This window comes from Roseateles depolymerans (assembly GCF_003387155.1).
In the GTDB taxonomy this organism is placed as follows: domain Bacteria; phylum Pseudomonadota; class Gammaproteobacteria; order Burkholderiales; family Burkholderiaceae_C; genus Roseateles; species Roseateles depolymerans.
This window is the reverse complement of sequence record NZ_QUMT01000007.1, coordinates 1-25,669: the sequence shown is the minus strand read 5'-3', so window position 1 is coordinate 25,669 and position 25,669 is coordinate 1. Positions and strand designations below refer to the sequence as shown.

General features: G+C 66.5%; 13 protein-coding genes. 10 read left to right on the top strand and 3 right to left on the bottom strand.

Annotation, left to right across the window (positions count from 1 at the left end; translation table 11 throughout):
* Positions 1-255 precede the first annotated feature (255 nt).
* Positions 256-1,236 carry a potassium channel beta subunit family protein gene (locus DES44_RS23150; protein WP_058936822.1) on the bottom strand — a complete coding sequence of 327 codons (981 nt, stop codon included), beginning with the start codon at positions 1,234-1,236 and terminating at the stop codon, positions 256-258.
* 273 nt (positions 1,237-1,509) lie between these two features.
* Here DES44_RS23150 and DES44_RS23145 point away from each other — a divergent pair, with 273 nt between their 5' ends.
* The 6 genes from DES44_RS23145 (at position 1,510) to DES44_RS23115 (ending at position 9,609) form a co-directional block, all read left to right on the top strand.
* Positions 1,510-2,823 carry an FAD-dependent monooxygenase gene (locus tag DES44_RS23145; protein ID WP_232309866.1) on the top strand — a complete coding sequence of 438 codons (1,314 nt, stop codon included), beginning with the start codon at positions 1,510-1,512 and terminating at the stop codon, positions 2,821-2,823.
* On the top strand, positions 2,820-4,031 hold the full coding sequence (locus DES44_RS23140) for an MFS transporter (protein ID WP_083525919.1): 1,212 nt from the start codon (positions 2,820-2,822) through the stop codon (positions 4,029-4,031). Before DES44_RS23145 ends, DES44_RS23140 begins: the two co-directional genes overlap by 4 nt.
* A gap of 698 nt (positions 4,032-4,729) precedes the next feature.
* Positions 4,730-5,965 (top strand): ABC transporter substrate-binding protein, encoded by a 1,236-nt coding sequence (locus tag DES44_RS23130; RefSeq protein ID WP_058936821.1) that lies wholly within the window; start codon positions 4,730-4,732, stop codon positions 5,963-5,965.
* Positions 5,966-6,069: 104 nt separating this feature from the next.
* The gene (locus tag DES44_RS23125; protein WP_058936820.1) at positions 6,070-6,948 is read left to right on the top strand and encodes a branched-chain amino acid ABC transporter permease; all 879 of its coding nucleotides are present in this window, start codon (positions 6,070-6,072) and stop codon (positions 6,946-6,948) included.
* Complete coding sequence (locus DES44_RS23120; RefSeq protein WP_058936819.1) at positions 6,945-8,867, top strand: branched-chain amino acid ABC transporter ATP-binding protein/permease; 1,923 nt, start codon at positions 6,945-6,947, stop codon at positions 8,865-8,867. The genes DES44_RS23125 and DES44_RS23120 overlap by 4 nt, the downstream gene beginning before the upstream one ends.
* 19 nt (positions 8,868-8,886) lie before the next feature.
* Positions 8,887-9,609 (top strand): ABC transporter ATP-binding protein, encoded by a 723-nt coding sequence (locus DES44_RS23115; protein ID WP_058936818.1) that lies wholly within the window; start codon positions 8,887-8,889, stop codon positions 9,607-9,609.
* Positions 9,610-9,727: 118 nt separating this feature from the next.
* Here DES44_RS23115 and DES44_RS23110 read toward each other — a convergent pair whose 3' ends face one another.
* Entirely contained in the window at positions 9,728-10,504 is a 777-nt protein-coding gene (locus DES44_RS23110) for an SDR family NAD(P)-dependent oxidoreductase (RefSeq protein ID WP_058936817.1), read from the bottom strand.
* 107 nt (positions 10,505-10,611) lie between these two features.
* Between DES44_RS23110 and DES44_RS23105 the strand changes: the two genes are divergently transcribed.
* On the top strand, positions 10,612-11,559 hold the full coding sequence (locus DES44_RS23105) for a LysR family transcriptional regulator (RefSeq protein ID WP_058936816.1): 948 nt from the start codon (positions 10,612-10,614) through the stop codon (positions 11,557-11,559).
* Between the two features lie 56 nt (positions 11,560-11,615).
* Positions 11,616-13,238 carry a GGDEF domain-containing protein gene (locus DES44_RS23100; RefSeq protein ID WP_058936815.1) on the top strand — a complete coding sequence of 541 codons (1,623 nt, stop codon included), beginning with the start codon at positions 11,616-11,618 and terminating at the stop codon, positions 13,236-13,238.
* Between the two features lie 9 nt (positions 13,239-13,247).
* Here the strand turns inward: DES44_RS23100 and DES44_RS23095 are convergent, their stop codons facing one another.
* Positions 13,248-14,495, bottom strand: a complete 1,248-nt coding sequence (locus DES44_RS23095) for a spore maturation protein (RefSeq protein WP_058936814.1) — start codon at positions 14,493-14,495, stop codon at positions 13,248-13,250.
* A gap of 210 nt (positions 14,496-14,705) precedes the next feature.
* On the opposite strand from DES44_RS23095, the gene DES44_RS23090 reads away from it, so the two are divergent.
* Complete coding sequence (locus DES44_RS23090) at positions 14,706-16,622, top strand: M2 family metallopeptidase (RefSeq protein WP_058936813.1); 1,917 nt, start codon at positions 14,706-14,708, stop codon at positions 16,620-16,622.
* A gap of 318 nt (positions 16,623-16,940) precedes the next feature.
* On the top strand, positions 16,941-25,669 hold an 8,729-nt coding region (locus DES44_RS23080; protein WP_147307194.1), incomplete at its 3' end, for a two-partner secretion domain-containing protein.

The window sequence follows — 25,669 nt, the reverse complement described above, 5'->3', positions numbered from 1 at the left end:
GATCGAGGGATGCAGGCACCGGCGGCTCACGCGCACGTAGGCAACCCGCGTGCCCGGTGTGCGGGAAGGCCCATGGCAGCGGGCCTTACTGAACCTCGCAGCCGCCGGTGGAAGAGCGCGGCTTGGACTCACGCGGCCATCGGCAATTGACGCTTGCCGTTGTGTCGCCGAAAGCAGCGTGAGCGTGCTGGATGCAGGCTTGGTACGAGCCTCATGCAGGCCCGATGCAGGCCCGATGCAGGCCTGATGCTGCCCTTACGCCGCCAGCGGCGAGGTGATGTCGTCGATGCGCTTGATCAGTTCCGGCGTGAGCTTGGGGGTGACCGCCAGCGCGCCCAGGTTGTCCTGCAACTGCGACAGACGGCTCGCCCCCAGGATGACGGTGGAGACATGCGGATTGCGATTGATCCATGCGATGGCCAGTTGCGCCAGCGTACAGCCCAGCTCCCTGGCAATCGCTTCGAGCTGGGTCACCGCTTCATTCTTGGCCTTGTCCTGCAGTTGGTCCCGCATCCAGCTCATGCTCTCCAGCGAGGCGCGGCTGCCTTCGGGAATGCCGCTGCGGTATTTGCCGGTCAAAAGGCCAGAGGCCAGCGGACTCCAGGTGGTCAGGCCCAGGCCGATGTCCTCATAGAGCCGCGCATATTCCTTTTCCACGCGTTGACGATGGAACAGGTGGTACTGCGGCTGCTCCATGACGGGCTTGTGCAGGTGGTGGCGGTCGGCAATGTCGTAGGCGGCCCGGATGTCGGCGGCGCTCCACTCGCTGGTGCCCCAATACAGGGCCTTGCCTTGCGTGATCATGTCGCTCATGGCCCACACGGTCTCCTCGATTGGCGTGTGCGGGTCCGGGCGGTGGCAGTAGACCAGGTCGATGAAGTCCAGTTGCATGCGCTTGAGCGAACCGTCGATGGCCTGCATCAGGTACTTGCGGTTGAGCGTGTTCTGGAAATTGACCGTCACGCCTTCGCGTTCCAGGCCCCAATAGAACTTGGTCGAGACGATGTAGCTGTGACGCGCCCAGCCCAGCTTCTGGAACACCTGGCCCATGATTTCTTCGCTCTTGCCCAGCGCATACACCTCGGCGTTGTCGAAGAAGTTGATGCCGGCGTCGCGTGCAGCGGCCATCATCTCGACGGCGGCGCTGATGTCGACCTGGTTGTGATACGTCACCCAGGAACCCAGGGACAGTTCAGAGACTTGCAGGCCACTGCGGCCAAGACGGCGATATTGCATCGGTTGCGTGAGAGGCATGATGGGGGTCCTCGTTGGTGAAGCGCTTTTGTGGCGCTGCGCGTCTGACGCTGCAGGCCGGCCGAGCGCGAACGGCGAGACTTTGGACAGCGGGCAAGCGTAGCGGAGTTGCCGCAAGCTTGCTTCTTCGCAGAGAGCCCACTGGGCGGAGGGCGGCATCCGCGCCGCTGCGGGCCGGGCGCGCGGACCCGGCGCTATAGTGATTGCAGTGTGCTGCCGCTGTCGGGCAGCACCGGTCGTTCGGGGTCCCCCGCCATGCCTGAGTCCACTGCCAGCCACTCGTTTGATCTTCCCTTCGGTGCCGCGCGCCGCGATGCCATGCGCGATGAGGACACCCGTGCGCGGTCCGCTGCCGCCAGTGGCGCCGGTGTGTCGTCGCTGAGGCTGGCGGTGGTCGGCGCCGGACCGGCGGGTCTGGCCCTGGCGCTGCTCGCCGCGCGTTATCTGCCGCTGGCGCAAATCAGTCTTTTCGACGCCCGCCCGCCCGAGCGGGACGTGTCCGCCGACCCGCGCACCCTGGCCCTGTCGCTGGGCAGCATCCAGTTGCTGCAGCGCTTGAAGGTCTGGCCTGCAGCCCAGGCGCAGCCGATCCGCGAAGTGCATGTGAGCCAGGCGCCGCCGACGCTGCGCAGCCCCTGGTTCGGTCCCGCCGGAGAACCGGAAGTACATATCTCTGCGCAGGAGCAGGGTGTTGAACAACTGGGCGCCGTGCTGAGCTACGGGCAACTCGTGGCCCCGCTGCAAGCCGCCTGGATGGCCGCAGCGGCGCTGGAGCCGGCGCGGCTGTTCACCCGCTTTGGGCAGCCCGTCGCAGCCATCCAGCAGCCGCACGGCGGCGAGGTGGAGGTGGACGCCGGCATCGTCGAGCGCTTTGATCTGGTGGTGGTGGCCGAAGGCGGGGTGTTCGCCGAGCAGGCCCGCAAGGCGCTGAGCCATGACTATCAGCAAAATGCCTGGGTCGGCACGGTGACCTTGTCGCCGGGCAGTCCTGCCGGCGTGGCCTATGAGCGGTTCACCCGTCGCGGGCCGCTGGCCTTGCTGCCGCTGCCGGAACAGCAGGGGCGCCGACGTGCCGCGCTGGTCTGGTGCCAGCCGCAGGCGGAGGATGATGTCGCGTCCCTGAGCGATGCACAGCGCCTGATGGTCATCCAGCAGCAACTGCCGGAATCGGTGGGGCCGCTGCTGGAGATCAGCGCGCTGAAGTGTTTCCCGTTGGGCCTGAATGCCGAACGGACCTTGGTCGATGGTCGCTGCGTGCGCATCGGCAATGCCGCGCAGACGCTTCATCCGGTGGCGGGGCAGGGGCTGAATCTGGGCCTGCGGGATGCGTTCTCGCTGGTGGAATCGCTGCGTCGTCAGCCATCGGTGGAGTCGGCCCTGCGGCGCGTGGAATTCCAGCGTGCACCGGACCGCTGGGCCACCATCGTGACCACGGATGCCCTGGCGCGGACCTTCGCCTGGCGCTGGCCGGGCCTGCCGGCCGCGCGGGGCCTGGGTCTGGCCGCCCTGCAGGCACTGCCGCCGGTCAAGCGCCTGCTGGCCCAGCAGATGATGTTCGGGCGCCGGTGACCGCGCCCGCCAGTGACTGGGCGCAGCCCGGCACCCCGGCGTATCGCCGCATCACCATCGCGCTGTTCCTCGCGGGCTTCACCACCTTCTCGCTGCTCTACAGCGTGCAGCCGCTGCTGCCGCTGTTTGCGCAGGAATTCCAGGTGGGCGCGGCCGCGAGTGCCTTGTCCTTGTCCCTGGCGACCGGCTGCCTGGCCTTCGCCATCCTGTGCGCAGGTGCCTTGTCGGAGACCATGGACCGGCGGCGGCTCATGTTTGCGTCGATGACGCTGGCCGCGCTGCTGAATCTGCTGGCATCGGTGCTGCCCAGTTGGCATGGCCTGCTCGCGGCCCGGGCGGTGGAAGGGCTGGTGCTGGGCGGCGTGCCGGCTGTGGCCATGGCGTATCTGGCGGAAGAGATCCATCCCGGCGGGCTGGGGCGGGCCATGGGCCAATATGTGGGCGGCACGGCCTTCGGCGGCATGATGGGCCGTGTGGGCGTGAGCGTGCTGAGCGATGCCTTTGGTTGGCGACCGGCCTTGCTGATCGTGAGCCTGATCGGCCTGCTGGCTGCCGCGGGCTTCTGGTGGTTGCTGCCGCCGTCCCGGCATTTTGTAAAGCGGCAAGGTGTGAAGCTGTCCGACCATGTGTCGGCCTGGCGGGCGCACCTGGCGCATCCGGCATTGCCTTTTCTGTTTGCCATGGGCTTCCTGATGATGGGAACGTTTGTGGCGTTCTACAACTACGTGGGCTTCCGGTTGCTGCGCCCGCCGTTTTCGCTGAGCCAGAGCGCGATCGGACTGATCTTCTGCGCCTACCTGTTCGGCATCGTGGCCTCGACCACGGCGGGTGGACTGTCGGATCGGCTGGGGCGCGCACCGGCGCTGCTGACCGGCATCGGGCTGGCTGCCGGCGGGGTGCTGCTCAGTCTGTCGACCTCGCTGCCGGTGGTGATCCTGGGCATCGTGCTGCTGACCATCGGTTTCTTCGTGGCCCATTCGGTCAGCAGCGCCTGGGTGGGCGCGCTGGGCGGCCGCAGCAAGGGGCATGCGGCGTCGCTGTACCTGCTGGCCTATTACATTGGCTCCAGCACGCTGGGCGCCTTCGGCGGGTGGTTCTGGGACCACAAGGGGTGGCCGGCACTGGTGGGCTATGTGATGACCTTGTTGGTGGCGGCTCTGGCAGGCGCCTTGGTGCTCAAGCGGCGGACCTCGACGCGCCCCCAGTGATCCCTTTCAAGCAGTAGGGGCCTCCCAAACTGACGTGTCCACCAGCACGGTTTCCATCGACTTCACCTTCAAGAACGCCGGGGAATCGAGGGCATGTGAGGCGCTACGCCGTGGAGGGCACTGAGCCTTTGGCCAACCTTCACGCGAATGAAAGTCTGCAGAGCCTCTTGAACCAGAGCCGACGAGTCAAGATGAGGGTCGATGAACGATAGCGCTTCTTCGTAAAGCGAGGCGTCGATCGTGAGTGTGAGAGGAAAAGGGCGACCTGAAGAGCCGCCTGATGAGCCGCCTGGTTTTTTGCCTGATGATGAGCCTGACGTCGTGTGCATACCTCCTGCACGCGAATTGCAATGACGTGATGCTAAAAGTTTGAGCTTGGACGCGCATCCCCCAGCCTGACGCATTTCAACCTTCAACAAGTCAGTGCTGCTGCCACGCAGCTCCTCCTTCCATGCTGCCCGACTTCAGGCGACAAAAGCGTCTTCCCTGACACCACGCTGAATCCCCCGCTTGGGGTTTCCGAGTACGTATTCGTGTGTGTGCATTTGCCGCCGTTTGATGCACCATCTTCCAAGATGGCCGGTTTCCCGCGCCGCGTGCGTTCGTTCGGTGTGCAACGGCGCGACGCCCGGTCTTCAGTGCCCTCATGTTCACGAGATCAAAGACGGAGACAAGACATGAAGTTCAGCGCGCGTTGGATGGGGATTCCCCTGCTGGCCATTCCGATGGCCCTCCCCCTGGCCTTGACCGCTTTTGGTGCACAGGCCGCCGATCCCATCAAGATCGGGGTGTCCGGGCCCTTCACCGGAGGATCCTCCTCCATGGGGGTGAGCATGCGGGACGGCGTGCGCCTGGCCGCCCAGGAAATCAATGCCGCCGGCGGGGTGCTGGGGCGCCAGATCCAGCTGGTGGAGCGGGATGACGAGGCCAAGAACGAACGCGGCGTCCAGATCGCCCAGGAGCTGATCAACCGGGAGAAGGTCGCCGCCACGGTCGGCTTCATCAACACCGGCGTGGCCCTGGCCGCGCAGCGCTTCTACCAGGAAGCCAAGATCCCGGTGATGAACAACGTGGCCACCGGCTCGGTCATCACCCAGCAATTCGCCAATCAGCCGGACAACTACATCTTCCGCAACGCCGCCCACGACAGCATCCAGGCGCCGATGATCGTGGAAGAAGCCGTGACCCGCCGCGGCTTCAAGAAGGTGGCGATCCTGGCCGACTCCACCAACTACGGCCAGCTTGGCCGGCAGGACCTGGAAAAGGCCCTGGACCTCAAGGGCATCAAGCCGGTGGCCGTGGAGAAGTTCAACATCAAGGATGTGGACATGACCCCGCAACTGCTCAAGGCCAAGGAGGCCGGGGCGGAGGCCATCCTCACCTACGGCATCGGCCCCGAGCTCGCCCAGATCGCCAACGGCATGACCAAACTGGGCTGGAAGGTGCCGATGATCGGCAGCTGGACCCTGTCCATGGCCAACTACATCGACAACGCCGGCCCGGGCGGCGAGGGTGCGCGCATGCCGCAGACCTTCATCCAGGAACCGACCACGCCCAAGCGCCAGTCCTTCATCGTCGCCTACCTCAAGACCTTCAATCCGAAGAACAGCCGCATCGACTCGCCGGTGTCGGCCGCTCAAGGGTATGACTCCATCTACCTGCTGGCCGCCGCCATCAAGCAGGCTGGCAGCACCGAAGGTCCCAAGATCAAGGCCGCCCTGGAAGACCTGAAAACGCCGGTGGAAGGCGTGGTCACCACCTACAACAAGCCCTTCTCCAAGACCGACCATGAAGCCATCACCGCCAACATCCCGGTGTTTGGCGAAGTGAAGGGCCAGCGCGTGGTCTACGCCTATGAGGCTGACTTCAAGAAGGCCTCCGAGGTGCGCGTCAAGGACGTCAACGCCAAGGGCGCCCTCAGCCAGAAGAAGTGACCCCAGCCACGGCCGCCCTCAGCGGCCGTTTTGTTGTCCCCTCGTGACGCCGGCCGCCTCCGCAGGGCGGCAGCCGGCGTGACGTCAGCAGTCCCGGACCCGGTATGCAGATCCTGACTCAACTGGTGTTCAGCGGCATCGCGCTCGGCATGATCTATGCGGTCATTGCCTTCGGCTACCAGCTGACCTTCTCCACCTCCGACACGCTGAACTTCGGCCAGGGTGAATCCCTGATGCTGGGCGCGCTGGTCGGCCTGACCCTGGTCACCCAGCTGGGGCTCAACTACTGGCTGATGATCCCGCTGGTGTGCCTGTTCGGCGCGCTGCAGGGGGCCGTGGTCGAGCGCATCGGCGTGCGACCCGCCATCAAGATCAAAAGCGAGTTTGGCTGGATCATGTCCACCATCGCGCTGGGCATCATCTTCAAGAACGTGGCGGAAAACGTCTGGGGCCGCGACGACCTGCGTTTCCCCTCGCCGCTGCCCGAAGCCCCGCTCAAGTTCCTGGGCGCGAATGTGCTGCCGATGGAAATCCTGGTGGTCGTGGGCGCGCTGCTGATGATGCTGGCGGTGGAGCTGTTCAACCGCCGCTCCATCTACGGGCGTGCCGTGGTGGCCACCTTCAATGACCGCGATGCCGCCAAGCTCATGGGCATCAACACCGGCCTGGTGATCACCTTTTCGTATGCGCTGTCCTCGTTGACGGCCGCGTTCGCCGGCGTGCTCATCGCGCCGCTGACCCTGACCGGCGCCACCATGGGCGCGGTGCTGGGCCTCAAGGCCTTTGCCGTGGCCATCATCGGCGGGCTGACTTCGGGCATGGGCATCATCGTCGGCGGCATCATCCTCGGCATTGCCGAGACCACCACCGGCTTTTACCTCTCCACCGGCTACAAGGACGTGCCGGGCCTGGTGCTGCTGCTCATCGTGCTGGCCGTCAAGCCGGCTGGTCTCTTCGGCAAGACTGCGATCAAGAAAGTATGAACGCCAAGAAACTTGTCGCCGGCCTGGTGGCCGTGATCGTGCTGTTCGGCTTCCCGCTGGTCTCGGGCAACCCGTATTACATCCACCTGGTCGAGACCATCATGATCTATGCGATCGTGCTGTTCGGCCTGGACATCGTGGTGGGCTATACCGGGCAGGTGTCGCTGGGGCATGCCGGGTTGTTTGGCATCGGGGCCTATACGGCCGGGGTGCTCATCATGAAGATGGATGCGCCGGTGCTGCTGACGCTGCCCATCGCGGTGCTCGTGACCGCGGGCTTCGGCGCCCTGCTGGCGCTGCCCGCCCTGCGGGTGACCGGGCCGTATCTGGCGATGGTGACGCTGGCCTTCGGCACCATCGTGCAGATCCTGATCAACGAGATGGACTTCCTGACCAACGGTCCGATGGGCATCACGCTGACCAAGCCCTCGTTCTTCGGTCATCCCATGGACGAGACCGAGTATTACTGGCTGGTCGCGGTGATGCTGATTGCTTCGCTGATCTTCGTCCACCGGGTGCTGCGCTCCCATCTGGGCCGTGCCTTCGAGGCGCTGCGCGGCAGTCCGGTAGCGTCGGACTGCATGGGGGTGTCGGTCTACCGCTACAAGGTCTACGCCTTCGTGATCAGCGCGGGCCTGGCCGGTCTGGCTGGCGGGCTCTATGCCTATTCCGAGCAATACATCTCGCCCAACACCTACAACTTCGAGCTGACGGTGCTCTTCCTGCTGGCCATCATCATGGGCGGCCGCAAGACCCGCACCGGCGCGCTGCTGGGTGCCGCCATCATCGTGCTGCTGCCCAAGCTGCTGGATGACCTGTCGCTGTTCCGCTGGGTGTCGGTGATCTTCGCCATCGTGGTGACCGCCGCCACCCTCGTGGCCCTCAAGCGGGAGAAGGTCACCGTGGGCCAGGCGGTGATCCCGGTGGTGGGCAGCATTGCGCTGGCCGGCCTGTCGTTCGTGCTCCAGACGATGACCGACTGGCGCCTGTCCGTCTTCGGGCTGATCACCCTCTTTGTTGTGTACTACCTGCAGGACGGCATCGTGGGCTTCGTCCGCCAGGCGCTGCGGATCAAGGCCAAGCCGGTGGGCGTGCCTGGCGCCGTGGCCGCGACCGGCTCGGATGCGATCTCGCAAGCCGCCGCCGGCAACGGTGAGGTGCTGCTGGATGCCAAGGGCGTGTTGATGCAGTTCGGCGGTCTCAAGGCCTTGAACCAGGTCGACCTGCAGGTGCGCCGCGGCAGCATCCACGGATTGATCGGCCCGAATGGCTCCGGCAAGAGCACCATGATGAATGTGCTCACCGGCATCTACGTGCCCACCGCAGGCAGCCTGCAGTTTGCGGGGCGCTCGCTGGTGGGCCGCACCTCCGCGGACATCGCCCTGTCCGGCGTGGCCCGCACCTTCCAGAACGTGCAGCTCTTCGGCGAGATGAGCGCGCTGCACAACGTGATGGTGGGCCTGCATCACAGCTTCCGCAGCGGCCTCCTGAACGTGGCCCTGCACACGCCCAAGTACCTGCACGAAGACAAGACCACCCAGGCCCGCGCGCAAAGCCTGCTGGACTTCGTCGGCCTGGGCAGCCTGGCCACGGAAGAGGCCCGCAACCTGCCCTACGGCAAGCAGCGCCTGCTGGAGATTGCCCGCGCGCTGGCGCTGGACCCGCAGCTGCTGCTGCTGGACGAGCCGGCCGCCGGCCTGACCGCGCCCGACATCAAGGAGCTGATGCGCATCATCGGCAAGATCCGCGACCACGGCATCACCGTGATCCTGATCGAGCACCACATGGACGTGGTCATGGGCATCTGCGACACGGTGTCGGTGCTGGACTTCGGACAGAAGATTGCGGAAGGCCGGCCGGCCCAGGTGCAGGCCGATCCCAAGGTGATCGAGGCCTACCTCGGCGGCCAGGCAGCCTGACAGCGAGGACCCCACAGCCATGTTGAAGATTGACCAATTGCATGCGGGCTACGGCAAGGTGGAGGTGCTGCATGGCATCTCCATCGAGGTGCCCAAGGGCCAGGTGGTGACGCTGATCGGCAGCAACGGCGCCGGCAAGACCACCACCATGCGGGCCGTGTCCGGCATGATCGCGCCCAGTGCCGGGCAGATCTCGCTCAATGGCCGCCGCATCGACGGCCTGGAGTCGTATCACATTGCGAGGCTGGGCCTGGCCCATTCGCCGGAAGGGCGCCGGGTGTTCGCCACCATGACGGTGACCGACAACCTGCGCCTGGGCGCGTTTCCGCGCTACACGGGGGCACGCCCGCGCGGAAATGTGGAGGCGGACCTGGAGCGGGCCATGGAGCTCTTCCCGCGGCTGAAGGAGCGGCGCCAGCAGCTGGCCGGCACCTTGTCCGGCGGCGAGCAGCAGATGCTGGCCATGGCCCGGGCGACGATGCTGAATCCGGAAGTGGTGCTGCTGGATGAGCCGTCGATGGGGCTGGCCCCCATCCTGGTCGATGAGGTGTTCAAGATCATCGAGCGGCTCAAGTCCCAGGGCGTGACGATGCTGCTTGTGGAGCAGTTCGCGGCGGCGGCGCTGGCGGTGGCGGACTACGGCTACGTGCTGGAGAACGGCCGCATCTCGCTGCATGGGCCCGCGGACAAGCTGCGGACCGACCCGGCAGTGAAGGCGGCTTATCTGGGCGGCGGGCACTGAGGGCCAGGCGCGGCCACCCGCAGCCGCACCCCGAAAGCCGAATTCCGCCCCCGCACGCATCGGGCGCCAAGGGGGTGGTGGCCGGCCGGACCGCCTCAAGAGCGGCGGTGGGCCGGACTCACAGGAACATGCCGCCGCTGGCTTCAATCCGCTGACCGGAGATCCAGTGGCTGTCCTGCGACAGCAGCGACGCCACCACTGGCCCGATGTCATCCGGCAGGCCAGCACGCCCCAGCGCGGTGGCATTGGAGACGAACTGGTTCAGCGCGGCATTGCTGCGCAGTGCGCCGCCGTTGAAGTCGGTCTCGATCGCGCCCGGGGCCAGTGAATTGACCCGGATGCCGCGGCTGCCCAGCTCCTTGGCCAGATAACGCGACAGCACTTCCAGCCCGCCCTTCATCGTGGCGTAGGCGCCATACCCCGGTATCGAGAAGCGGGTCAGTCCCGACGAGATGTTGAGGATGCTGCCGCCGTCCTGGATCAGCGGCAGCAGCGCCTGCGTCAGGAAGAACGGGCCCTTGAGGTGGGTGGCCATCAGCTCGTCGAACTGGGCTTCGGTGGTCTGGGCGATCGGCAGGTGCAGTCCGGTGCCGCCGTTGTTGACCAGATGGTCCAGCCGCTCGCGCTGCCAGTGGCGCGCCAGCAGCGCCTTCACCGATTCCACGAAGGCCGGAAAGCTGGCGGTCTGGCTCACGTCGAGCGGCAGCGCCGCGGCGCGCCCGCCCTGGGCTTCGATCTGCTGCACGACGGCCTGGGCTTCGTCCTGCCGGCTGCGGTAGGTGAGGATGACGTCGATGCCTTTTTGCGTCAGGTGCAGGGCGGCATTGCGGCCCAGGCCGCGGCTGCCGCCGGTGATCAGGGCGATGGGGTGGGCGGTGGGGGTCGAGAAACTCATGTCAGTCTCCAGGGCTACAGAGTGAAGGAATGACTGGCACTCTATTGATCGATCGAAGTCAGATAAATCGCCTGCGTTTGATTTGACTGTTCATCCATAATGAACAAATGAATGCCCTTCCTTCCCTGGAAACCTTGCAGGTGTTCGTCAAGGTGGCCGAGCTGTCCAGCTTCACCCAGGCTGCGCTGAGCCTGGGGGTGCCCAAGGCCAGCGTGTCGACCGCGGTGCAGCGGCTCGAGGCGGCGCTGGGCACGCGGCTGTTCCATCGCACGACGCGGCGGGTCCAGCTGACGCAGGACGGCCAGGCCTGCCTGGAGCGCTCCCTGGACCTGCTGTCGGACCTGGGGGACTTGCAGACCATGTTCCAGCCCTCCGCCAGCGGGCTGACCGGCCGCCTGCGGGTGGACATCCCGCTGCGCCTGGCCCGGGACCTGGTCACGCCGGCCCTGCCCGAGTTCTTTGCCACCCATCCGGGCCTGGAGCTGGAGCTCAGCAGCACCGACCGGCGGGTCGATGTCGTGCGAGAGGGCTTCGACTGCGTGCTGCGGGTGGGGCCGCTGACCGATTCCAGCCTGGTCGCCCGGCCGCTGGGCTTCCTGGACATGGTGAATCTGGCCAGCACCGACTATCTGGCTCGTAGGGGCGAGCCCCGCACGCTCGAGGATCTGGCGCAGCATCAGCTGATCCACTACGCGCCGCTGCTGGGCCAGCGTCCCATCGGCTTTGAATGGCAGGACGAGCAGGGCGTGCAGCATCTCGTGCCGATGGCCGGCAGCCTGACCGTCAACAATTCGGAGGCCTACATCGGCGCCTGCCTGGCGGGCCTGGGCATCGTGCAGGTGCCCCGGCGTGGCAACGATGGGGAGGTCCTGGCCAACCGCCTGCGGGAGGTGCTGCCCCAGTTCCGGGCCGCGCCGATGCCGGTGCACCTGCTGTATCCCCACCGGCGCCAGTTGCCGCGCCGCGTGCAGGTCTTCATGCAATGGCTCGCGGCGTTGATGTCACCGCGGCTGATGCCGATGAACCCATCGGGCCCGCCGATCCCGTTATCCTGACACCCCAGCCACCTCAACCGCATCACCTGCCAGTGCCCAGCCCTCCCGCTTCCGCCTTGGACCTGCTTCACGCGGCCCAACAGGCCCAGGCCGTCTTCCAGACTGGTGATGCGCAATCGGCGCAGGCGCCGGGCGAGGAATGGCTGCTGCTGGCCATGGAGGCCGGCGACCGGGCGCAGCAGGCGCAGGCGCTGCTGCATCTGGCCCGCTGCGACCGGGCGCTGCACCGTCCACGGGAGGCGCGTCCGCGCAGCGAGCTGGCCGCTCGGCTGTTCCGCCATGTGGGCGACGCCGCTGGCGAGGCGGGGGCCTTGTCCGTGCTGGCCCATACCGCGTCGCTGGCCGGCCATCATGAAGAAGCCATCGAGGCGGCGCTGCTCGGCCTGAGGCTGGCGCAGGCGCAGCAGGGCGGCGTGGCCCAGGTGGTGGCCCTGCAGGATCTGGGCGCCTGTTATGTCTGGGCCCGCAGCTTCGAACCCGCCCAGCAGGTGCTGCGTCAGGCGGCCGATGCGGCCAATGCCTGCAAGCCGCGCCAGACCCCGCTGGCGGCCTGCCTGTGGCTGGCCACGGCTGAACTCCTGCGGCTGGCTGGCGAGCGCGAACAGCGCGGCCAGTTGCCGACGCTCGGCGCCCTGGAAGCGCATCTGATCAATGCCCGCCATCTGCTCGGGGAAGTGCTGGAGGGCGCCGTCGGCGGCGTGACCGGCGAGCTGGCCGGCGAAGCCCAGTGCTGGTGGACCCTGATGCAGACCCTGGCCCAGATCTGGAAGGGTGCATCGGGCCTGGCTCAACCCGAGTTCCAGCAAGCCCTGGCCCTGCTGCCTGGGGGAGACCGCCACTGGCTCGCCGCCCTGGCTGCTTGGGTGCAGGCGGAGCTGGCCTGGTCGCGGCGTCTGTGGCCGCAGGCCCGCCGGGCGGCCTCCCAACTGGTGGCCCAGGCCGATGCGGTCCAGCACGAACCGCTGGCGCAGCTGGGGGAGCTGATCGCCAGCCAGATCGAGGAACAGCAAGGCCAGCCGCAACGCGCCTTGCAACGCATGCGCGCGCTGCGCGAGCGTGAGGCCCGCGTGCGCATTGCCAGCCTGGACAGCCGCGCCGAGGCGGTGCAATGGCAACTCGATGCCCGGCGCAGCGAACGCGACCGCGCCGAGCTGGCCGATCAGGCTCAGCGCCTCGAAAAGCTGTCGATGGAAGACCCGCTCACGGGCCTGGCCAACCGTCGCAGCTTCGAGGCGCAGGCCGAATCGCTGCTGCGCGCCGGCGGCTTGGTGAGCGTGGCGCTCATCGATGTGGACCATTTCAAGCAGGTCAATGACCGGCATTCCCATCTGGTCGGCGACCAGGTGCTCACGCAGATTGCGCGACTGATGCGCCAGCATGTGCGGGAACACGACCTCGCAGCCCGCCTGGCCGGCGACGAGTTCGTGCTGCTGCTGCGGGGCGCCACCGAGGAGATCGCCCAGCAAGCCTGCCAGCGCCTGTCCAGCGCGGTGCAGGAGCACGACTGGAGCGCCATCGCCGAGGGTCTGGCCGTCAGCATCAGCATCGGGGCGGCTCAGCGTCAGGACGGGGACACGCTCCAGACCTGGCTGGCCCGCAGCGACGCGGCCATGTACGCCGCCAAGCGGGAGCGCCACGCCCTGGACCTGGCGGACGGCGAAGGCGACACCCTGGACTGAGCGCCTTCCTTACTTGAAGAACCAGTAGCCGACGATGATGGTGCCCACCAGCCCCACCGCATCGGCGATCAGCCCGCAGGTCAGCGCATAACGCGTCTTGCGGATGTTCACGCTGCCGAAGTAGACCGCCAGCACATAGAAGGTGGTCTCGGTCGAGCCCTGAATGATGGCGGCCAGCTTGCCTTCGAAGCTGTCCACGCCATAGGTCTTCATTACGTCCACCATCAAGCCGCGCGCGCCGCTGCCCGAGAGCGTCTTCATCAAGCCCACCGGCAGTGCCGGCACGAAGTCGGTCGGCAGCCCGACTGCCGCCACGGCTGCGGCAATGCCGCGCACCACATAGTCCATGCAGCCGGTGGTGCGGAAGACCGAGATGGCCACCAGGATGGCCACCAGGTAGGGAATGATCTGCACGGCCACGCCGAAGCCTTCCTTGGCGCCCTCGACGAAGCTCTCATACACGTTGATGCGCCGCCACGCCCCCACCGCGATGAAGGTCACGATGATGCTGAGGATGACCAGGCTCCCCAGCAGGCCGATCATCTGGGACATCACCTCGGGCGGGTACTGGTGCAGCCAGCCAAAGACCCCGGCCATCAGCCCGACGAAGCCCAGCACCAGGGCAATCACCGGCGCGGTGAAGAGATTGATGCGCTGATACACCGCCACCGCCACCAGCCCCGCCATGAAGGAGATGAAGGTGCCGATGAGGGTGGGCAGGAAGATGTCCGCCGCATTGAAGTTGACCAGGTGCTGGTCCACCGCAATCGCCTGCCGGATGGCGATGACCGACGTGGGGATGAGCGTGATGCCTGCGGTGTTGAGCACCAGGAACATGATCATGGCGTTGCTGGCGGTGTCCTTCTGCGGATTGAGGTCCTGCAGCTCGCGCATTGCCTTCAGGCCGAGCGGCGTGGCGGCGTTGTCCAGCCCCAGCATGTTGGCCGAGAAGTTCATCACCATCGAGCCGCCCGCCGGATGGCCGCGCGGCACGTCCGGAAAGATCCGGGCAAAAAAGGGCCCCATGATCCGGGCAAACAGCTGGATGACGCCGGCCTGCTCGCCGATCTTCATGATGCCCAGCCACAGGCTCATCACACCCACCAGGCCCAGCGAAATGTCGAAGCCGGTCTTGGCCGTGTCGAAGATGCCGGTGAGCACCTGGGTGAAGATCGTCAGGTCGCCCTGAAGGAGCCGCAGCAGGGCGACCGCGAAGCCGATCAGGAAGAAGCTGATCCAGATGATATTGAGCACCATGGGGGCGGATTATTCCTGGCCCTCGCGCCGGGATCGGGCGGTCTGCGGGTTGACGAGCATGACGGGCGCGACAGGGGTCATAACCTGGTTGCGGGGCTGACTTTCAGGAAGGGAAGCGCTTTGCGGCATAGTGCGCGCACTTTCCATCCAGCGGGCGTGGCGGCCCGGGCCGCCGGCCTGACATCACCGCTGCACCGATCAGGGGTTTTCATGAAACGATCGATTTCCAACGCCCGCCTGTCCCGGCTGGCGCTCGCCACCGTCCTGGGCGCCACCGCTCTGGCGGCTGGTGCCGCCACACCGGCCGATGCGGCCGCGCCGACCAGCCAGGCGGCGACCCCCGTCAAGGCGGGCAAGACGGCCAAGGCGGCCCGATCCGCACCGACCCGGCAAGAGGCCGAGCGCTTCGTCAAGGACGCCGAATCTCGCCTGGAAGCGCTGCTGATTAAGTCGCAGCGCAATGAATGGGTGGCGGAGAACTTCATCACCGACGACACCCAGCAGATCACCGCTGAGGCGAACGAAGAACTGCTCAAGGCCACCGGCGAACTGGCCCTGGCCGCCCGCCGCTACAACGGCCTGACGCTGCCGGCCGACACGGCCCGCAAGCTCAAGCTGATGCAGCTGACGATGATGATTCCGGACGACCAGGAGCGCGCCCGCTTCACCCGTCTGGCCACCCGCATGACCAGTGCTTACGGCACGGCCAAATACTGCCCGCAGCAGCACGGCGACACCAAACCGGCCTGCCTGGCGCTGGACGATCTGGAAAAGATCATGGCCGAGAGCCGTGACCCGGCCCAGCTCGAGGACGCCTGGGTGGGCTGGCATGCCCAGTCCCGTGCCTACAAGCAGGACTACGTGGATTACGTGGCCCTGTCCAACAAGGGCTCGCGAGCGATGGGCTTCGCCGACACCGGCGCCCTGTGGCGCTCGGGCTATGACATGACGCCGGACGCCTTCTCCGCCGACATGGCCCGTGTGTGGCAGCAGGTGCGTCCGCTGTATGAGTCGCTGCACACCTACGTGCGCTACAAGCTGCGCCAGACCTACGGCCCGGACCAGGTGCCCGCCACCGGCCCGATCCCGGCGCATCTGCTGGGCAACATGTGGAGCCAGAGCTGGGAGAACATCTATCCCCTGGTCAAGCCGGCCGCCAAGGCGGGGGACTATGACCTGAGCCAGGTGCTGGTGCAGCGCGGCACCTCCGCCAAGGAGATGGTGAAGTATGCGGAGGGCTTCTACACCTCGCTGGGCATGGAGACCCTGCCCGAGACGTTCTGGGAGCGCTCGCTGCTGACCAAGCCGCAGGACCGGGAAGTGGTCTGCCATGCGTCGGCCTGGGACATTGACCAGCAGCAGGATGTGCGGGTGAAGATGTGCATCCGTCCGACGGAAGAGGACTTCATCACCATCCATCACGAACTGGGCCACATCTACTACGACCTGGCTTACCGGCATCAACCCACCCTGTTCCGCAACGGCGCCAATGACGGGTTCCATGAAGCCATTGGCGACACGGTGGCCTTGTCCATCACGCCGGACTACCTCAAGCGCCTGGGCTTGATGAAGGACACCGACCGCCCCGGCGACGACATCGACAACCTGCTGATGCAGGCGCTGCGCAAGGTGGCCTTCCTGCCTTTCGCCTACAAGGTGGATGCATGGCGCTGGCAGGTCTATGGCGGCCAGGTGCAGCCGCAGGACTACGACAAGGTGTGGTGGTCGCTGAGCGAGACCTACCAGGGCATTTCGCGCCCGGTGCCGATGCAGGAGGGCGGCTTTGATGCCGGTGCCAAGTTCCACGTCGCGGCCGATGTGGCCTATGCGCGGTATTTCGTGGCCCACCTGTTGCAGTTCCAGTTCCAGCGCGCCCTGTGCCGCGAGGCGGGTTATACCGGGCCGCTGCACAGCTGCTCGATCTTCGGCAACAAGAAGGCGGGCGAGAAATACCAGGCCATGCTGAAGCTGGGCGCCAGCAAGCCCTGGCCGCAGGCGCTGCAGGCGATGACCGGTGAGCAGCAGCTCGACGGCAGCGCGCTGATCGAGTATTTCCAGCCGCTCAAGGTGTGGTTGGATCAGCAGAACGCGCAGCTGGCCAAGAGCGACGCGGTGCTCAAGCGCTGAGCGGGCGTGGCCACGGGGCCTGCGTAGCCTCGCTCCCTCATCATCGAGCGGCATCGCCACGGTGGGGGAGCGTCTGAGGTTTCGCAGTGAGCATCCCCGCCAGATCAACAGCAACGGCCCTTCGGGGCCGTTTCTTTTTGGAGGTCAGGGTCGAGCGTGGCAATCCCCCGGAGGGGCGTTGTCGCCTGGGAATGCCGGCGCGGGATGGCATGCATAGGTCATATCTGAGCCCAGCACCGCTCCCTAGAGTTCGCGGCCAAGTGGCCCGCTGGCGCAAAGGCTGGCGGGCCGTGGGATGAACCCACCAGCACGCGAGCCATGAACCGACTTCATTTCCGGATTGTTTTCAACAAGCGGCGCGGCCAGTTCATGGCGGCGGCAGAGACGGTGCGGTCTCGAGGGAAGGCGCCCGGGGAGAGCGGGGCGTTGGCGGCCGTGGCGCTCGTTGCGTCGCAGGGCGATCGTTGCGACGCGGCTGTTGGTGGCGGTGGCCGGCCGCCTCAAGGGATGAGGCTTTCTGTGACCGCCCTGGCGGTCGGTGTGGCGGCGGGAATGGCGCTCTTCGTGGCCGAACCCTTGACGGTGCGTGCGGAGCCGTCGATGTCGGCCCAGTCGCCGGGCAGCGGGCGCGGGGGAGCTCGGGGCGATGAAGCGTCGCAAGCGCGAGCCCGGGCCGAGCTTGCGATTAAACAACTGCAGGCAAAGGTCGCCACTGTGCGCGACGAGGCGCGGTCTGCTGTGCTGGCGCAAGGAGGTGCCCATTCGCAGGGAGCTGCCGGTCCGCAGGGAGGGGCAGCCTTGAAGGTTCAGGGTGTCCACGCGCTCCAGGGGGCGGCTGCTCCATGGGACGGGGCATCGTCTGTGGCCTCTCGGGTGATTGCGGATCCGTCTGCCCCCGGCTCTCAGCGTCCCACGGTGTTGACCGCACCGAATGGCGCGACGCTGGTGAATATCCAGACCCCCAGTGTGGCGGGTGTGTCCCGCAACACCTACAGCCAGTTCGATGTCGGCGCGACAGGCGTCATCCTCAACAACTCGCGGACGGATACGAGCACCCAGTTGGGAGGCTGGGTGCAGGGCAATCCGTGGCTGGGCCGGGGCGAGGCGCAGGTGATCCTCAACGAGGTCAACAGCAGCGCGCCGAGCCAGCTCCATGGCTATGTGGAGGTGGCGGGGCGCCGTGCGGAGGTGGTCATTGCGAACCCGAGTGGCATCCAGGTGGACGGGGGTGGGTTCATCAATGCAAGTAGCGCGACGCTGACCACGGGGACGCCGCGGTTTGACGCAGCGGGGCATATCAGCGGCTTTGCGGTGCAGGGGGGCCTGATTCGCATCGACGGGGCAGGTCTCGATGCCCGCTCAACCGACTACACGTCGTTGCTGGCGCGTGCGGTGGAACTCAACGCCGGGCTCTGGGCCAAGGACGTGCGAGTCCAGACCGGGACGCAAGTGATGTCTGCGCAGACCGCCGGTGCGGGAGAGGGCGCCGGTGAAGCGTTGGCTGCACATGGCGAGCGGCCCCGCTACGCGCTGGACAGCACGGCGCTGGGCGGGATCTACGCGCAGCAGATCACGCTGGTGGGTACCGAGGCCGGACTGGGCGTCCGGCAGGCAGGACAGATCGTTGGCAGCCGCCTGACGCTCCGTGCGGATGGGTGGTTGGACAACACCGGCGCGGTGTATGCGCAGCGGTCGGATGCGGAGGCTTCGCTCCCAACGGACGGAGACGCTTCGGGCGTTCGTTCGGGAGAGCGGCCACCGCTCGTGATGACGTCGGCGCAAGGGGTGCGCAATGCGGGGCAGATTGCTTCGTGGGGCTCCGCGGAACTTCGAGCGCCGCAGCTCCAAAGCCTGAGCGGTAGCCTGACGGCGGCGGGGGTCGGGGCGGATGGGCAGATTGCTGCTGGCGCGGTGGAGAGTACCGCATCGCTGGTGCTGACGGCCAGTCAGTCGCAGTCACAAGCGGGTCAGCTGTTGGCATCGCAGCGGGTCCAGGTGCAGGCCCCCGTTGTCGACCTCGGCGGGGCCCAGGCGAAGGCGAACGTCATCGCAGTCTCTGGGAACCAAGTCGACGCGCGGGGCGCAACCTTGGTGGCTTCGGAGAATGTTGCGGTGACCGCCACCGGCGCGGCGGACGTCTCAAGAGCGCAGACGGAAGCGCCCGGGATCTTGATCGCCGGCGCATCCGTCACTGCCGATGGCAGCCAGTTGAATGCAGGTCAGACGCTTCAGGTTCAAGCCATGGGCCGTCTGTCCGCGATCCAGGCAACCTGGATGGCCGATGCGCTGAAGCTGTCCGCCGGGCAAGCGGATCTGAGCGGCGGCGAGTTCCTTCAGACCGGTACGCAGACGCTCAAGCTGGGCTTCGATAGCGCACTGACAGCCGATGGCGCGCGTATCGCAACGAATGCCAGTGACCTGACGCTGACCGCGGAATCCATCCGCGCCCGTGAGGCCAGGCTTGAGCACTACGGCGCGGGAACGCTCGCCCTCACCACCAGCGGGTTGGACCTCAGTGGCACCCAGGTTCTGTCCGGTGGACGGTTTGAGTTGGCTGCGACCCAGGCTACGCTGGACCGGTCGCAAGTCGCCGCGCAGGCTGTGGACTGGCAGACCGGACAGCTGTCGCATCGAGGGGCGCATACGCAGATGGCGGGGGCCGAGGCTTCACGCATCGTTACCCAGAGCGTGCTCGACAACCGATCCGCCCGCATCGAATCGAACAGCACGTTGCTCAGTCTGCAGGCCTCAGCGATTGAGAACGGCGGCGGGGTGGTGTCGTCGGTCGGTGACCTGCATGTGGACGCCGACAGGCTGGGCAACCAGGCCGGATGGCTTCTGTCCAACCAGCGGCTGATCGTGGGATCGTCCCAACGCCCGGCCTTGGTAGACAACATGAGCGGCCAAGTGGGCGCCGCTGAGCTGGCGCTGTACGCGGGGCAAGTCCTGAACGCGGGCGGCACCGTGCTGGCAGCGCATGACGCGGTACTCGACGTGGGCCAATGGCAGCACGGGGAAGGACGGCTGGAGGCCGGCACCTTGACCGTGAACGCAGCGCGGTGGGAGGGCGGCGGAACCGTCTACGCGCGTGACGACGCCACTCTCAAGGCGGGGACGCTGCAAACCTCAGGCTTGCTGGCCGCTGGCCAGTCGCTCACGGTACGGGCGGATCAGCTGTCTACCTCGGGCCTTGTGGCAGCCGGACTTCTCGCTGACGGGACGCTGGCGACAGCCACTGAAGGGCAGTCCGGTGCCACCAGCCAGATTGATCGTCCGCAAGCGGCTGACGGCAGGCTCACCTTGCTGGCCGATTCACTGAACAACACGGGAGCTTTGCAGAGCAGCGGTAGTACTCAGATCGCCGTCAGTCATGCCTTCAGCAATGGCGGACTGCTTTACGCCCAGGGCGCAGCAGCGGTCAGTGCGGCGCAGGTGATCAATCCAGGCACGCTGGCGTCGCAAGGGGATCTCAGCGTCGCCGCCTTGCAGATCAGTGGCTCCGGCGGATTGGCGTCGGGTCTTCGCCGCGACAACACGCTGGCCCAGCAAGGGCGTCTGACGGTCTCGGCCATCGAGCAGCTCCAGTTCAGCGGCGCCATGACGGCGGCCAGCGAGCTGTCTGCCAGCGCTGCTGCAATGCAGCTGCAAGGCGCGCAGTTGCAGGCACGCACAGTCAGCCTGCGTGCGAGTGCGGGAGATCTCTCGCTAGAGCGCGCCGCCCTGGCAGCCAGCGATCTGTCGATGAGCGCGCAACAAGACCTCATCACCTCGCGTGCACAGATCGGTGCTGGCCAGGTTCAGTTGACCGCGCGTGACTGGATCAACACGGGTGGACGCCTCACGCAGACTTCGGCCGATGGTGCTCTGGCGTCGTCGCTCTCCCGCGATCTGAACAACCAGGGCGGGACGATTGAATCGGCTGGGCGCCAACTGACGCTCGGCGCAGCGGCGGTCAACAACACGGGCGGTCGCATCGCCCAGGCTGGCGGGGCTCTCCAGCTTCAGGCCGCGACGTGGAATGGCGCGCAAGGTCGGGTTCTCGCATCTGGAGCGCTGGACTGGACCGTGGCACGGGATCTGGCGCTGACCGGTGCCAGCACACAAGCGGACAGCATCCAGATTCGTTCGGACAGCCTGACGCATGACGGCGCGCAGATGGCCAGCGCTCACGCCACGCATCTGGCGCTGATGGGAGCGCTGAACAACCAAGGCGGCACCCTTGCCGCTGGCACGTCGCTGACCGTTGAGGCTGGCCGGGTGACGAACGCCGCTGGCGGTGTGATGCAGGCGGGGAATGCCCTGTGGATTCACACGACTGGTCTGACCGCCGCGGCTTCCGCCATCGCCACTGCCGTTTCAGCAGAGCCGATACACCCGGGCGGTTCACCCGATTCGGGCGAGCGCAACACTTCCACAGCGCCGGGCAAGGTCGATGGACTGGACAACCAAGGCGGCCGACTGCGCAGCGGCGGCGACATGCGCCTGGATACGGCCACGCTGGACAACCGCGGCGGCTGGGTGGGCAGCGACGGCGCTTTGACGATTCAGTCAGCCAGAGCGGTGCGCAACAGCCAGGGAAGCTTGCTGGCGCAGCAGGCGGTTGCCGTGACCTCGGGCACGTTGGAGAACCAGACGGGGCGCCTTGTCAGCGGACGTGATGGCGTCTCGGTCACCACTTCGGGGCTGCTCGACAACACAGGGGGCGCCGTCCTAGCAAGCAGCGGCATTGCGCTGACCTCCGCCGGTCTGATCAACGACCGCGGCGAGCTGTCGGGCACCACGGTCCTCTTGGACACTCTGGGCCAGTCGTTCAGCAACCGTGCTGGCAAGGTGCTGTCTGGCGAGAACCTGACGCTGCGAAGCGGCACCCTGGACAACTTCGGGGGCTTGTTGCAATCGGGTCAGACGTTGTCGATCAACACCGGTGGGGAGGCGCTGATCAACACGGTGGATGCCTCCATCAGCACGCCAACGGGACTGCGGTCGCAAGGCGCGATGCTGATCGATGCGGGCAGCGTTGAGAACAGCGCAGGCATTGGTGGCACCGCGGTCACGCTCAATGCGACTTCGCTGACCAACCGGCAAACCGTCTCTGGACAGACCCTCGCGCTGAGCATCTCTGGCGCACTGGATAACCAAGGCGGGCAACTGGTGGGCGTTCAATCCATTGCAGCTACCGGCCGGGATGTCCTGAACGAGGGCGGCCTCATTTACGGCGGTGAGTCGCTGAACGTGCGAACGGCCGGACTGCTGGACAACCGCAGCACCGCAGGGGCCAGCCAAGGTCTGCAAGGCGGCGCGATCACCCTTCACGCCGCCAACCTGGGCAACCGCAACGGCCAGGTGCGAGCCAACGCCGACCTGCTTGTGACGGCGACACAGAGCCTGGACAACAGCAGTGGGGTCCTCAGCGGCTTGGGTCAGACAGTGGTGACCGGCGCCGACCCCTTAATGCTGCGCGGATCCGACCCGATGGCGCAGCTCGGCTCCTATCCGAGCCTGCAGATCAACCGCAGCGCTGAATCGTTGCCCACAAGTTCAGCCGCCAAACCGGTCAGTGCGCCAGGGGCAGCGTCAGGGGCCAACCCGGTGTCCAGCGATGCCAGCGCCCTGGCGACCCAGCCCGTCGGACGAGCGTCTGGCCTTATTCTCAGCAATCAAAGTGGCACGGTATGGGGCGGCAAGGCAGTGTCGGTGAACGCGGCCAGCCTCTCGGGCGGCGGCATGTTCTCCAGCGGCGGCTCGCTGGCTCTGACGCTGGGCGGGGACCTGATCTACGGCACCGGCACGTTGCTCCAGGCACGCGGCGACCTCTCCCTGGCGCTCACCGGCAGCTTCGTCAATGAAGGCATCCTTCGGGCCGGCGGCTCCCTGGACATCCAGGCGCAGTCCATCGACAACCGCGCAGCCGGTGAACTCAGCAGCGCTGATACACGCCTGACGGCGACGGACACGCTCACCAACCGCGGCCTGATCGACGGTGACCGAGTCCGTGTGAATGCAGCGGCCATCACCAACCTGGGCACCGGCCGAATCTACGGCAGTGACCTGACGCTCAGCGGCGGGCAACTGACCAACGGCGCGGAGAGCGGCCAGTCCGCCGTGATCGCTTCTCGCGGCGCTCTGACGCTTGCGCTGACAGGCGGGGTCACCAACACTGACCAGGCGCTCATTTTCTCGGACGGCGACTTGCGCCTGACAGCGGCCAGCGTGGTGAACCAGAACGCCACGGTCGAGGCCACCCGTAGCCTGCAGATGGACGTCGGCGGCGCCATCACCAATCGCAGCGTCCACGACGGCGCGGATTCCCTACCGCAAGACCCCAACGCCCCGCGCGTGCTGGTCAGCAAGGCCTTCATCAGCAGCGGTGGCGACATGCGGCTGAGCACGGGCCAACTGATCAACAGCGGCGCCACGGTCGAAGCACGCGGCAATCTCCTGCTGCAATCCGCTGACATCCAGAACCTGAACCCCTATCTGCAGTGGCAAAAGGTTAGCGGCCCCACCACCACCGGTTGGGAGTTCCAGGCACCTGGCAGCACGGTGCGCTACACGCCGGACCAGATCCGCGTGCTCTGGGAGGTGACCTACAACGGCAGCACCTGGTTCAGCCAATGGGGCAGTGACGCGCAGGCGTCGCTGGAGCCGTTTGTGTGGGAGTTCCATCCCAAGACCTCCAACTGGTCCAAGGACACCTACAACCGCAAGATGCTGCTGCCTTCGCAGCGGTATCCCAATGAGGTCTTTGGGCGGTACTTGGGCGGCTTTGGCGGCGACGTGAGGGGCTCTGCCATGCGCGGCTTCGAGTGGCACCCCAGCGCGGACCATGACCGCGAAGTCTGCGACAAGGATGACAGTTGCAAGATCATCCTGGTGCCGGGTGCCCATTACCCGGCCTCGGACCGCATCTGGTCCGACTTTGGCGTGACACCGGGGGACGACAACGCCCTGGATGCGGCCGTCGCGGCCTTCTTCGCGGACGCCAACAGTCGCCTCGTGGGGGACTTCACCGCGTTCAACTACAGCCGCACCACCGAATCGGCCAAGGTGACGCAAAGCGCGGCGGGGCAGATCATCGTGGGCGGTACGCTGTCGGTGCAAGGCGGGCGCATTGTCAACGAAATGAGCCGAATCATCGGGCGCGATGGGGTGCAGATCCAATCCGACTCCATCGACAACCGCAGCACGGACGTGGCCGTGTCCGGCACCGAGCATGTGGATGTCTACCGGACCTACAACGGCGGCTCCGGGGTTCCCAACACCCACTACGAATACAGCACCACCGATGCCGCCATCAACGGCACAGTGAAGCTGACCTTGCCGGTGGTGGGGGTGGGTGGCGCTGTCTTGGGCACAGCCCCGGAAGGACGCCAACAGGCCGGTGTGGTCGGCGGCGGCTCAGGCGCTCAGGTGCAAAGCATCGTCTCGGCAGGCTCCTTGAACGCCAGCGACCGAGGCGGGTTGGGCAGTCTGTCCGAGGTGCTGGACCAGTCCGTAGGCCGCGGCGGTGACGTGACAGCAAAGAGGGCAACAGCGGCGATTCGGGCCGCGTCCGGCGGGTTGGCTGCTGCGCTGCGCTCAGCCGCGAGTGTCCAAGGCTTCGATGCCAGCGGGAAGTTGCGCGCGGTGCCGCTGTCCCTGAGTCTGCCCACGAGCAGCCTCTTCAAACTGCGCACGGACACGAGCAGCGGCTACCTGGTCGAGACGGACCCGCGTTACGCGAACTACCGCAACTGGCTCTCCAGCGACTATCTGCTGCAGGCCTTGGCGGTGGATCCGGCGACGGTGCAGAAGCGTCTGGGTGACGGCTTCTATGAGCAGCGACTGGTGCGCGAGCAGATCGGTCAGCTCACCGGGTCCACGTTCCTGCAGGGGTATTCCAGCGATGAGGAGATGTATCGCGCCTTGCTGACCAACGGCGCGAGCTTTGCAGCTGCCCATGAGCTTCGCCCAGGCGTTGCGCTGACGGCCGAGCAGATGTCGCAACTGACCACCGACCTGGTGTGGCTGGTGGAGCAATCGGTCACGCTGGCCGATGGAAGTACGCAGCGTGTGCTGGTGCCGCAGGTGTACCTGCTGCCGCGTGACGGCGATTTGCAGGCGAGCGGTGCCTTGATTGCCGGCAGCCGTGTGGACCTGGCGCTCAGCGGCGCACTGAACAACAGCGGTGACCTGCAGGCGTCCGAGGGACTGCGAGCCACGGCGCAGAACATCGTCAACAGCGGAAGCATGCGGGGCGCGCAGTTGGCGCTGAGTGCGGCGGACGATCTTCGCAACATCGGTGGCTCGCTCACGGCGACTGACGCGATGAGCCTGAAGGCCGGCCGCGACCTGATCGTGACCACCACCACGGCGAGCAGCACGACCGCCACGAGCCAGCGGACCGTGCTGGATCGGGTGGCCAGCCTGACCGCGGGCGGGGTGATGTTGCTGCAGGCGGGCCAGGACGTGGTGCTGGAGGCAGCCAGGATCCGGCAGACGGGGATGGATGCCGGCACTGGTGCTGTGGCTGGCAACGGCACAGCGACCAACGCTGGCGCTGGCATCAGTCCAAGCGGCGTGTTCGTGCAAGCCGGCCGGGACCTGAAACTCACCACCGTCCAGACCGCCAGCAGCGACCGCGCCACCTTCGACGCCAACAACCACCTCTACCAAGGCAACAGCCAGCAGGTGGGTACCTCTCTGGATGCGAAGGGCACGGTGTTGCTCAGCGCCGGTCAGGACCTGACGGCGCATGGGGCCTCGGTCAACAGCGCTGGGGCGATGCAGCTGAACGCTGCGCGGGATGTGCAACTACTGGCGGCGCAATCGACCGAGTCGCTGGACGAGGCGTCCAAACACACGGTCAAGGGTTTCCTGAAGTCCACGACCACCACCAGCAAGACGCAGCTGGAGCGCACCACCGCAACCGGCACGACGATCTCCGGCGATACCGTTGCGATCACGGCCGGCCAGGACATTCGGGTGCAGGGCTCCAATGTGGTGTCTGACGCCGCCACCGCCGTGCAGGCGGGGCGGGACGTCAAGCTTGAGAACGCGCTGGACAC

Bases quoted from the DNA above. Each gene is read 5' to 3' on its own strand.
- DES44_RS23150 (WP_058936822.1), bottom strand. From the start codon at position 1,236: ATGCAATATCGCCGTCTTGGCCGCAGTGGCCTGCAAGTCTCTGAACTG.
- DES44_RS23145 (WP_232309866.1), top strand. From the start codon at position 1,510: ATGCCTGAGTCCACTGCCAGCCACTCGTTTGATCTTCCCTTCGGTGCC.
- DES44_RS23130 (WP_058936821.1), top strand. From the start codon at position 4,730: ATGGGGATTCCCCTGCTGGCCATTCCGATGGCCCTCCCCCTGGCCTTG.
- DES44_RS23125 (WP_058936820.1), top strand. From the start codon at position 6,070: ATGCAGATCCTGACTCAACTGGTGTTCAGCGGCATCGCGCTCGGCATG.
- DES44_RS23120 (WP_058936819.1), top strand. From the start codon at position 6,945: ATGAACGCCAAGAAACTTGTCGCCGGCCTGGTGGCCGTGATCGTGCTG.
- DES44_RS23115 (WP_058936818.1), top strand. From the start codon at position 8,887: ATGTTGAAGATTGACCAATTGCATGCGGGCTACGGCAAGGTGGAGGTG.
- DES44_RS23110 (WP_058936817.1), bottom strand. From the start codon at position 10,504: ATGAGTTTCTCGACCCCCACCGCCCACCCCATCGCCCTGATCACCGGC.
- DES44_RS23105 (WP_058936816.1), top strand. From the start codon at position 10,612: ATGAATGCCCTTCCTTCCCTGGAAACCTTGCAGGTGTTCGTCAAGGTG.
- DES44_RS23095 (WP_058936814.1), bottom strand. From the start codon at position 14,495: ATGGTGCTCAATATCATCTGGATCAGCTTCTTCCTGATCGGCTTCGCG.
- DES44_RS23090 (WP_058936813.1), top strand. From the start codon at position 14,706: ATGAAACGATCGATTTCCAACGCCCGCCTGTCCCGGCTGGCGCTCGCC.